At 45.1% G+C, this 10,448-nt stretch carries 7 protein-coding genes and 1 tRNA gene; 2 read left to right on the top strand and 6 right to left on the bottom strand.

The features are described from left to right. Positions 1 to 72, top strand: a tRNA-Lys gene (locus KDD36_13185). Positions 73 to 448: 376 nt separating this feature from the next. Here the strand turns inward: KDD36_13185 and KDD36_13190 are convergent. From KDD36_13190 to KDD36_13205, 4 genes are all read right to left on the bottom strand, one after another. Next, positions 449 to 2,662 carry a DUF3857 domain-containing protein gene (locus KDD36_13190; protein ID MCB0397602.1) on the bottom strand — a complete coding sequence of 738 codons (2,214 nt, stop codon included), beginning with the start codon at positions 2,660 to 2,662 and terminating at the stop codon, positions 449 to 451. A gap of 3 nt (positions 2,663 to 2,665) precedes the next feature. Continuing rightward, positions 2,666 to 4,648 (bottom strand): transglutaminase domain-containing protein, encoded by a 1,983-nt coding sequence (locus tag KDD36_13195; GenBank protein MCB0397603.1) that lies wholly within the window; start codon positions 4,646 to 4,648, stop codon positions 2,666 to 2,668. Between the two features lie 205 nt (positions 4,649 to 4,853). Next, complete coding sequence (locus KDD36_13200) at positions 4,854 to 7,316, bottom strand: carbohydrate binding family 9 domain-containing protein (GenBank protein ID MCB0397604.1); 2,463 nt, start codon at positions 7,314 to 7,316, stop codon at positions 4,854 to 4,856. Between the two features lie 96 nt (positions 7,317 to 7,412). Beyond that, on the bottom strand, positions 7,413 to 8,573 hold the full coding sequence (locus KDD36_13205) for a VWA domain-containing protein (GenBank protein MCB0397605.1): 1,161 nt from the start codon (positions 8,571 to 8,573) through the stop codon (positions 7,413 to 7,415). Between the two features lie 86 nt (positions 8,574 to 8,659). Between KDD36_13205 and KDD36_13210 the strand changes: the two genes are divergently transcribed. Next, positions 8,660 to 9,256: a hypothetical protein gene (locus tag KDD36_13210; protein MCB0397606.1), complete on the top strand. Its 597-nt coding sequence runs from the start codon at positions 8,660 to 8,662 to the stop codon at positions 9,254 to 9,256. Positions 9,257 to 9,337: 81 nt separating this feature from the next. On the opposite strand, the gene KDD36_13215 is transcribed toward KDD36_13210, so the two are convergent. Together KDD36_13215 and KDD36_13220 are read right to left on the bottom strand one after the other, a co-directional pair. Further along, positions 9,338 to 10,087 carry a hypothetical protein gene (locus tag KDD36_13215; GenBank protein MCB0397607.1) on the bottom strand — a complete coding sequence of 250 codons (750 nt, stop codon included), beginning with the start codon at positions 10,085 to 10,087 and terminating at the stop codon, positions 9,338 to 9,340. Between the two features lie 74 nt (positions 10,088 to 10,161). Continuing rightward, on the bottom strand, positions 10,162 to 10,448 hold a 287-nt coding region (locus KDD36_13220), incomplete at its 5' end, for a hypothetical protein (protein MCB0397608.1).

A 10,448-nucleotide genomic window follows, 5' to 3' on the forward strand; every position in this document is an offset into this window, starting at 1 on the left:
ACTCCGTAGCTCAGTTGGTAGAGCAACTGACTCTTAATCAGTGGGTCGAAGGTTCGAATCCTTCCGGGGTCACTTGATGATCAAAGCCATGCTCACCATATTGAGCAAAAAGAAAAAAGCAAGCACTCAGCTTGCTTTTTTTGTTTGCGAAATATGGTAGGACACGCGATAGCGGGGCCGCATGGTTTTGATCCACTGCACGGACAAGGCAGGATCACGAAAGTAATCCTTCCGAAAAAATCAGATTTGCGAAATACACCAGACACGCGATAGCGGGGCCGCATGGTTTTGATCCACTGCACGGATAAGGCAGGATCACGAAAGTAATCCTGTCCGAAAATCAGGTTTGCGAAATACGCCAGACACGCGATAGCGGGGCCGCAAAACAGTTTGGAGTGTGAGTTATGAGCAACAGCGAGGAACCTGTATTTCCTGGGAGGAGCTTCCCTTAAAGCTTTGCGCTCTCTTCCTTTCTCCGGAAGATCAACTTCTTCTGACTGAAATCGAAGGCCGTGTCGAGGAAACGGATCATTTGCGGCCAGTCTTCCTTTTTCACGTCGGCATGTTTGTATCGCTTCAACGTCTCAACCACCAGGCTATCTCCCTGCATCTCGACCGTTGAAGTAAATGTGCCATAATCATTGTCCACATTCATGACCAAATTTTCCAGCCCATCTGGATAATATCCATCCGGTATCGGGATAATGATCTTATTATTGAAGGAACGTGCGCTCGACATATGAATGTCATCGTGACGGGTCATTTGTTTTTCCGTAAGCTGGAACTGTCCACCGATGAACATACCCACATCCAGGATAAAGTTTTTACCGGCAGGGTTGGTCACATGGGTCAGGGTAAACTGATCCTCATAGATCAACAGGGGAGATTTTTCCCAGCGCCCATCGCTGACCAACTTAAAACCATCATAACTTTCACATTTATCAAAATCATCTTCAATATCTTCTTTTAAGGCATCACTCTTACTTTTCTCCCTTTGCTGATACGCTTCATCCTTTTTCCGCTTGAGTTCGGCCGCCTTTTCGGTCTTACCATCACCCGACTCTTCCCAGAACGTAGGGATCAGCTCCTCCCTGTCATCAAGCAAATAATCCGTGTTGTATAGCGGTACGACCGAATAACTGTTTTTCATGTTACCTCCTACAGTGGTCGTCCGCTTCACAGCAACCTTCCCAAAGGCAGAATCAATATTCACGATATTAACACAACTCACGTAATTGGCAGAATCCGAAGTATAGGGCAGGGTCATTCTTTCCTGGGTCCATTTGGATCGGTCATTATTTGATTCATAATTGAACACCCAGGCATCCACACCTTCCAGGGAACTATCCACATAACCCATGGTCGAGAAGTTGCTGAAAGGATAGATAATCTTCGTCTTATTAACCCGCATGGCAAACTTCAGCTCATCCATCAGAAGCAAATCGTCCAGCGTCCCCATGTGTCTGGGTACGGCGGCAATGATCTGCGCATCAATATTCTTCTTCTTGAACACCTCTAACAACGTACTCAGAAAACGGATGTCTTTTGCATACACAAGGTTATCCACCCCTTCATAAACCATGTTGCCATTCCAATCGGTAAAATAGGCAAGCATAATGCGATACCGCATGTAGTAGTATATCAGGTTTATGAGCTCATCCGTATTGGACACTCCGGGGTGATAACGATCCAGATAATCTGTGATCTGAGCGGCATTCAGGTAAGCAAATAAGCGGTCTCCATTGATCTGTCCGATGGTATATGCCTGCACATCTGCCCCGGTTGCACTGGATTTAAGACCACCATTCCGGTCGATGGCAAATGTGGAATGCTCCAACTCATTTTGGACCTCATGAAACACCTGATATTTGATGGTAGGCCGATCCAGGTAATGATAGCTCCAAAGTTCATCTTCAAGCTTTTCCCGTTTCAATGTATCTGTAAACACATATATTCTGACAGATTCGTTGACTTTTCCTTTCGCATCCAAACCAGGAGGACCTTGCATGATCTGAGGTGCGCCGTTGGTAGAAGCAAAGGCCAGATGGAAATCACGATCTACGATAAACTTGTGGCGCTGCATAAGGATTGGATAGTCCTTTTCCAGGGTAGCGATATGGGGGTCATACTCCAAACTTCTGTTCTTCAATTTGGTTGTATGCTTGCTTGCTTCATAATAATCCAGAATATCACCCACCTCCAGGTTGGGAATGGCCAGTTTCATTTCAATATTCTCCGTGGTGGGCGATGCAAAAGTTCCCGGACGCCCTTCATTTTCAGGAACAGCCTTGCTTAGATCCGGTTCAACGATACTTCCATCTGATTTTGTGATGCGAACGCCAACCGCATTGAAAGAGTAGAAATAGTATTCTGAAAAATTCTCTACAGCCGATTTATCCTGTAGCTTGATCCTGCGTCTGACGGCTTCTTCAATGATACCCTTACGCCCTTTTTTCAAATAACTATAAGTAACCTGCTGTGCGAGAATAATGGCAGATTCACCGGCCCATTGATCAGGGCCCTTTACAGCCGAGAAGTCCTGATCATCTTTGGAAAAGTATAGGTCTGCAGCCGCCTTTTTTTCCGCATCAGAGCGGGGTCTTTCCTGCGCTGAAACGGTAATTGCGAAAATGATCAGGGTGGAGGATATGAGTCTGCGCATAGATCAGGGCTTAACAAGTACAATCTGACTTCCGTAAAACTTCCCGACTTTTTCAACCGCATCGTTCCACAGAGAAAAATCCTCCTGTTTAAGCAAGGCGTTGTCAATCGAAATAACCTTGGAATAGGTGATCACATTTTCCTTCCTTTGATAGGATAGGCGGAAATTAAAATGGTCGTTACTGATATCAACAGGTTCCGGAAGATGATCAAGATTCCAACCTTCAGGAATGACCAATTCAGTCGTACCCTCAATGTAAACCTTGTTGTGGAATTCAAAGTCATTCACCCGGTCATCCTCAAATTTCGAATGGCCATATTCCCGGTTCATGTCCAGGGTGATGTAATACTCATTCCCGATATTGGTAACCTGATTACGCAAGGTAAAATCATAGGTAAAGGTGAGAGGCAGATTACGGGCGCCGAGATCTGAAGATTCGATATTGCTAACCTGGTAATTCTTATCACCACCATTCAGGAATTTCTTCAGCGCTTCATCGCGTTTATCCGTCTTTATATTCGCATAAGACCTGCGAATGATGGTCTTTTCTTCACCATTGTATTCTACATCGTACTTCCCCTTCAATTCGGTTTGATCCAATTTAACCGCAATGTTATAGCGTATGGTATTATGCTCCTTTGAAAATTCCGGTACGCTGTCCAGAATATAGGCGGCCCCATCCTCGATCAACACCGGTCTTCCCTGGATCCGTGCAGCGTAGTCATTCATACCAACAAATTCTTCCGTCGCATCCAGAAAAAACGGTTTGCCATTTAAAAATACCGTACAGATCATGTGATTATCCACCGCGAGGGAAGGGATAGAATAATCATACGGAATATCCCGGGTACCTATCCACGTGAGTCTTGCGTCATATCCTGCCAGCACGAGCATTTCTTTCATAAGGTTTGCCATTCCCTTGCAATCGCCATAACGGTTGTGAAAGACATCCTGAGCATTGGCCGGTTTAAACCCCATGATGCCGTTTTCAAAAGCGATGTAACGGATGTTATCCTGAACCCAATAGAAAATGGATTCGATCTTATCCATGTCCGTCTCCTTTCCATCGGTGAGGATGGTAACCGTGGTCTTCAGATCATCCGGTTCATTGGAAACCTGTTTGACCAGTTCTGCATACCAGTGATAAAGGTCTTTGGTAGATGCCAGGAGAACATGTCGCTCCTGATTCTGCGTGTACGCTTTGGTCAGGACCAGTATATGTGGATAATTCTTTGAAACCGGCGGAGCATTCCGTTCTTCTTTTAGCGCTTCAAGGTTGCGCGCTTTGAAGGTATAGGTGGTTGTCTTATCGTTATCATTCCGTACCTCCGAGCGTTCAATGTCATATCCCTCAAAATTGAATGTTTTCAATTCTACTTCAAGCCAATCGGGAATAATAAAGGTGATCTCCTTTTCAAGTACCGGGCGGTAGTCATGGAAGTATACACTGGTGAGATACTTAGGGTCCTTATACTTTTTACTGTACGTGTATCTGGCCTTCTGACCTCGTGTTGAGAAACGGAAGTTGAACGTACAAATCTTCACATCATCATAAAAGTATTCGCCGCTTTGAAAAGGTCCGTAATAGGGGTAAAGCTCAATCTGTTTATCTTTATGATTAAACCCTTCAGGTTTGACAATCTCGCTCATATCATCATAGAACAGAGCCTTGCGAAAAGTGTAGTCATCCTTCAGTGCCATTAATTTCTCATCAGCCTCCAAAGTAGCCTGAACGGGCAATGAATCATTCTCTAACCAAGCATAGCTAAACTTTTCGGTTGAAAGCAGCACGGCTTCCTGTGCATCTTCATAGGCCAGTTTCAAACTGTCGGCATAGGCCGCTTCATCCTGAGTAAGCTTAACATTCTGCGCATTGGTGGAAAGGGCAGGAAACGCAATTGAAACAAACAAAACACCTTGCACCAACCTTTGACCCATACGACCAAAGCGCAAGCCACTGTCGTATTTCAATTGATCATTCATCATCTGGAGACCTTGCTTCTGTTATATTAGAGTAATGACGCGGCACTGGTAAGATTTATTGCTTCCGGATTATCCGGTTACAACGAGGGCAACACATGCCAAACCGGTGACAACCAAGGCAATCAACACCCGAAAGTTGGCTTAGATATACATCCAAACCACCTAAAAAGTTACACTGACAAAGCGAGGTTACAGTGTAGCGAAAATATTAGTTGCGGGGACGTTTTTTTCTCAGGTAAAGATAATCCAGCCAATAGAGCGCTTTAAGGGAGATAAAATCATTCTGAGGAACTTTGGATAGCAATCTGAAGTCTTCAGAATATTTCACCGGAATTGTGCCGGACTCATCCTCCAATTGCTTTTTGTATACCAGTGTTATGGTGCTACCCGGAGCAAACCACCAAGTGATCACGGCGTCTATGGTCAGGGCATTATAACTGAAATCATACCCGGTTCGCCTTCCGGCAATTGGATCCAACGACCCATCCTGGTTGAGAAGAAAGAAGTCTTTGTACTTTCCGGTACTCCAATAATGCCGCATATTCAGCGAGAAGGTTGTGGCAGGGTTCAAGGCATACCGGGCGCCAAGGGTATTGGTAAACGTTTCAAGCACCCTGCCGGTAAATAGAATGGAATCCGAACTCAGAACATCCGCATAACCGAGGCTATACTCGTCCATGTTATAATCATAGTTATAACCAACGGTCAGTTTATTATTGACACGATAGCGGTGATCCATTTGAGCACCGAAACCGTCGTGGTCATTGGATCTGTATTCTTTGAGGAACCGGCCAAAGAAACCTTCCAAACTCAAGGCATACTTCTTCCGCTGGTCGGTAGAGAATCCACTGAACATCCAAAAGAAAGGCGGTCGTGAGTAGTGCCAGCCATCAACCCTTGGTTCATAGTAGTCGTCATTCTTTACCGGTGTGATTCCCAAACCACCGTAAACATTCCAAAGGTTTTTGAGGTTTGCGTTCAGATTCACATTTATCTGTACGCTATTCCGCTTGAAGGTCTGATAGTGGGAAGTATAGGTGACATTGATCTGGGCGTTGGCATTCCTCACAAACTTCCAGGGCTGGAATCTATACAAATACAACCAGGCATATTGCTTCACGATGTTATTTACCGAAAAGAATCCCATGTCCGTGGCATCGAAGCCAGGACTCCAACCTTCCGCTCCGGTTCCGTAACGGATTTTCCCGGACACTTTCTCCACCACCATACCGAATTTGAGGCCCTGGGTCCGGACCTCATAACCCAACGAATCCTGTTCGCCGTAGGTCCGGCTGTGTGAAGCCTCAAGCCCAAAGCGAAAATTTTTCTTTTTGGTGAACATCGAGAGTCCTGCTCCCGTCACATTCGCATCCCTGAATTTCTTTGCCCTGGTTACATTGGCATTGATCACATACAGATTTGAGTTATTCTTGAACTGCTTATCCGCTACCAGAATATTGTAGTTTACCAGTGGTTCCGTTAGTATGGATCGTTGCTGCCCTAATGAATCCTCAATGACCGCATATGTGTTATTGGTTACCGCGTTAAAAAAACCAAGACCCAAACCATTATCATTTCTGCCCGACAGCTTGGTTGCATTGATCAGATTTGCCTGTCGTGGGTTAGAAACAATCTCATCGCCTTCTCCTGCATCCACATCACCATACCCGGATGGTGTTTGTCCTATTCTTCGCGAATAAAACAGATTGTTCTTTCCGAAGAGCTCGGTACCTTCTTTAAAAAAGGACCTGTTCTCTTCATAATTTACGGGAGAGTAGCCCAAGTTCTTGACTTTATTATCCGACTGAACTTGTCCGAAATCCGGAAGAAGTGTTACATCCAAAGTAAACCTGTCATCAATCCCATACTTCAAATCAGTGCCTGCACTGTAGGTATAATTGTTGGCGTATTCAATACTTCCGTCTGATGAGGTAACGGGTATCTTATTCCACGAGGTAGACAAATAGGGGGTAAGGCTTAAGCGGATAGGAGCCTCAATGCCCGATATACCACGGGTCTCACCCCAGAAATTTTGCGGGAGGGATTGACTTTGAGGGGTGAGGGACCATTGGCTTTTTTCCTGTTTACGCTTCAGTAACCGTTCAAACTGAATACCCCATACCTGTGCTTCTGCCTTCGGGAAACGAATGGCGGAGTAGGGGATCTTCATTTCCACGACCCATCCTTTATCTGTAATAGCTACATGGCTTTCCCAAACGGCATTGTAGGTCCAGTCACTGAAACGCTGGTCTACCTGCATACCCGATGCGGAAACACCAAACACATAGGCGTCCTGCCGTTTGTTATAAGGATCGACGTAAAAGAAAAAGAAGTCTGCGTTAGCACCATCATTATCGCGCTCGGTTAACTCTGTAAGAATGCTGTCCGGTGCGGTATCATAAAGATATGCCCCTACATAGATGGCGTGATCATCATAAAGCAAACGAACCTCAGAACGTTGCGATGGAGCTTTGCCTTCATCAGGCTGAAGTTGAGTAAAGTTTGTTGTTACAACCGCTTGCTCCCAAGCCTCTTCATCCAGGCTACCGTCTACCTTCACCTCACCCTGAACCCTACGGGCCTCAACGAGGCGCTGTTCTTTCTCCTCCACCACACTTGCCAGAACCGTAGCAGGAAAACAAAAAATTATAAATGCATGCTTCAATTTCACCTGACGCCTGCCTCATTGAATTTATCTACAGCAATAGACGGCAGTGTAAAGAAAATGTTGCAAAAAGATTCAAAATCAAAGTGTCATGATGTAGCCTCATCTTTTCGATCCGTTCTTTAATTCAGCCAGGAATGCTTTCCCTGCTTCCTTGGCACTTCGCACCCAAACCAGTCGTCCCCTGGTACGTCCGGCGATTTTCTTCAGGACCTTTTTGGATAATTTTCCGGGCTTACCGATACCAGCCACAGACATGTATATGGCATCTTCGCTGCCTTCAAACAGCTCTTCTGTTTTCTTATCAAGGTTAAACGCTCCATCAGTGGCCAGAATGATCACATTATTTCCATTGGTTATAAACGACCGAGCCGCTACCTCATATGCCAGCTGAATACCCTCGCTTCCTGCCGTACCTCCTCCGGCATGCAATTTCTGGATCATCCGAACCACCGTATCTTTTTTATCTCCGGGGAGTCCTTCCAATAAAATGCGTGCATCATCGGCGTAGGTTACCAGGGAAATCTTATCCCCGGGCCTGCACACTTCTACCGCACGGGTCATGGCAGTTTTCATCAGACCTAGTTTGAGGCTGTCCTTCATCGAACCGGATACATCCGCTAAAAAAATGAGGTTAATAGGTTTATAGTGACTTTCCGGAAGAACGGCAGATTCCGCTGGTTCCGTCACATGCTGTATGGGCTCTGGAGGTTGAATCACCGTTTTGGTTTCCTCAATCGGCTCTTCTTTGGGTTGAGACACAACCGAAGGTGTGTATTCAATGGTATCCGGCGGAGGAATCAGCGCCATCCGTTTAGGTTCTGTTCGTGCTGAACCGTTAAACGAATAGCACGCCAGCATAGGGTTCTCTACATGAAGTAAATGATCGATGGTGCCTGATACGGTGATCCGTTCCGGCTCCAGATTTCCGCTGTGGTATAGTCCGACCGAATAGCGAAACGGGCCTTTGTCCTGTGGAACGATCAAGATCATCAGGGAAGTGGTATCTCCTGGTTGTAACGTTTTGCTATTCGCTTTAACTTTAAGATCTGGCGAGGCATCTGCTCTGAGAATGAAGATTTTCTTTGAACTCTGATTGGTGAGCACCAGACTAACCCTTGCAGAAGCCACACTATCCATCCGCCCAAGATCCACATCGGTCGTGCTCACATGCAAACCACCCTCTTGTGCAAACAAATGCTGACAACAGAAGATAAGGATGAATACCCTTATCGATGCGTAGATTTCAATTTTTTCGATCAATTGGATTGGATATTTCCAATCATTAAACGGAAATATCCGAAAGAAAATTTAGATTTACGATACACTAACTCAAAACCTTTGATCCTATGAAGCTATTTAATGCGATGTTTATGAAGATGGCCTTTGGTTTGGCTATTGTCGGGCTGATCTCTGCTTGTGGTACAACCGGGGGCGATAAATTCTCCAAAGCCAAACACCGGCAGAATTTCAAGATGGTACATATCGGCAAGCCCGGAAAAAAGGTGGATGAAGCCAAAACGTCCGTTGTACCAGCCCGATCCGAGGAGCAAGTTAACAACACCCCTCAGGGTGATGAAACTGCAACGCTTGTTCCGGAAGTAGCACCCGTATCACAAGCGGTACCTGCAAAGGAAGCCACCAGCAAACACAATAAAAACCGAAAGGCCAAAGGTGTCAAAAGAGCGGAAATAAAAGAAGTTGTTAAGGAAATAAAAGAGATGGCAGGTAAACCTTCTCGCCTGATACAACTGAATCCAAAGGAGGTTACCGGAGAGCAGGGAAAATCAGGGAACGACAATAGTTTACTTGTAACTGTATTGGTCATCGTGTTGATCCTGATTATTTTGTCTCTGTTAGACCTGTGGATACTTGGAGAAATTCTCTACATACTTATTGTCGTATTGCTCATAGTATTGCTGTTGAGACTTCTCGGCGTTATATAGAAGCATTATTTCTCAACAACAATTGCGCATAAAAAAAGCCCCGTTTGAAACGGGGCTTTTTTTATGTGATAAAGAACGGTTCTATTTTCTGTTCATCCGGGCGTATTGTCGTTGCACTTCATCATTATCCACCATGATATCCCTGCCAGCTTCGATGACCTTCATCGCCAATTCCTTTTGGTCATCCTTTTGTGCAAGAAAAGCCGAATATTCAACAAAGGCACTTTGCAAAAGCGCTTCTTTATCCAACGACTCAGCTTTGAATTTGGCTCCGGTATATTTGCTTTTCAGACTGTCAATCGCACTCTCAACCCATGAAACTCCTTCCATCTTATTCGCCAGTATATAGGTTATTCCGGCGATGATCTGGATCCCATAGTCACTCTCATCAACCTCCTGAAATTTCTTAAAATGTTTTGCTGCCTCCTTGTATGATCCGTTCTTTACCTCAGGCGTAAACTTCTTCAGCACATATGCTTTGTACTCGTCAAAGAAATCCTGGTTTTCATTCCATACTTTACCTGACACATCAAACTTCCTGAATCGTTTGGCAGCCTTGAACGACTCCATCAAAGCCCCTGGGTATTTCTCCTCGAGCTCACTGTTCATACTGATCTTGTAGTAACACATGGTCACATAGAACCAAGGCTGAGCATCTTTCTTGGATTTGTCATTCTCCGTATACTTCATGGCTTTCTTCAGACACTTCTCATAGTCATCCATCATATACAGATCAAAAAGATCCATATACTCTTTGTCCATCACCTGAGCAGACAGGTCCATGCGCATGAAAGAAATCAACGAGATCAGTAACAGGAGGCTCTTTTTCATCTTGGTTTTTTTTGCAATGGAACCCGCAATTTAAAGACAAAATCAGCCACTCGCAAGCAAGATTCACAAGCGTTTTACTTCCTTTTGAACAACGACCACTTTTTTCTTGTCGGTTTGGAAGAATTGGTTTCATCTTTATCCTCCTTTCTCCCTCCGCCAAACAATCGCTCGAAAAACGGTTTCCGGAAATTGTCACAGTCAAACGAAGGAAGGTTATTGCGGGCTTGTCTATCCAGCAATGAATTTGAGAGCATTTCCCTAAACCGGGGATCGGCCTGGAGTTGTCGGTAAAACTCAGCCCAGATAGGCAGTGCCATTTTCGCTCCGGAGCCAAGAGAAAGGGTCCTGAAGTGAACAGACG

It is taken from the genome of Flavobacteriales bacterium, assembly GCA_020435415.1.
In the GTDB taxonomy this organism is placed as follows: Bacteria; Bacteroidota; Bacteroidia; order JACJYZ01; family JACJYZ01; genus JACJYZ01.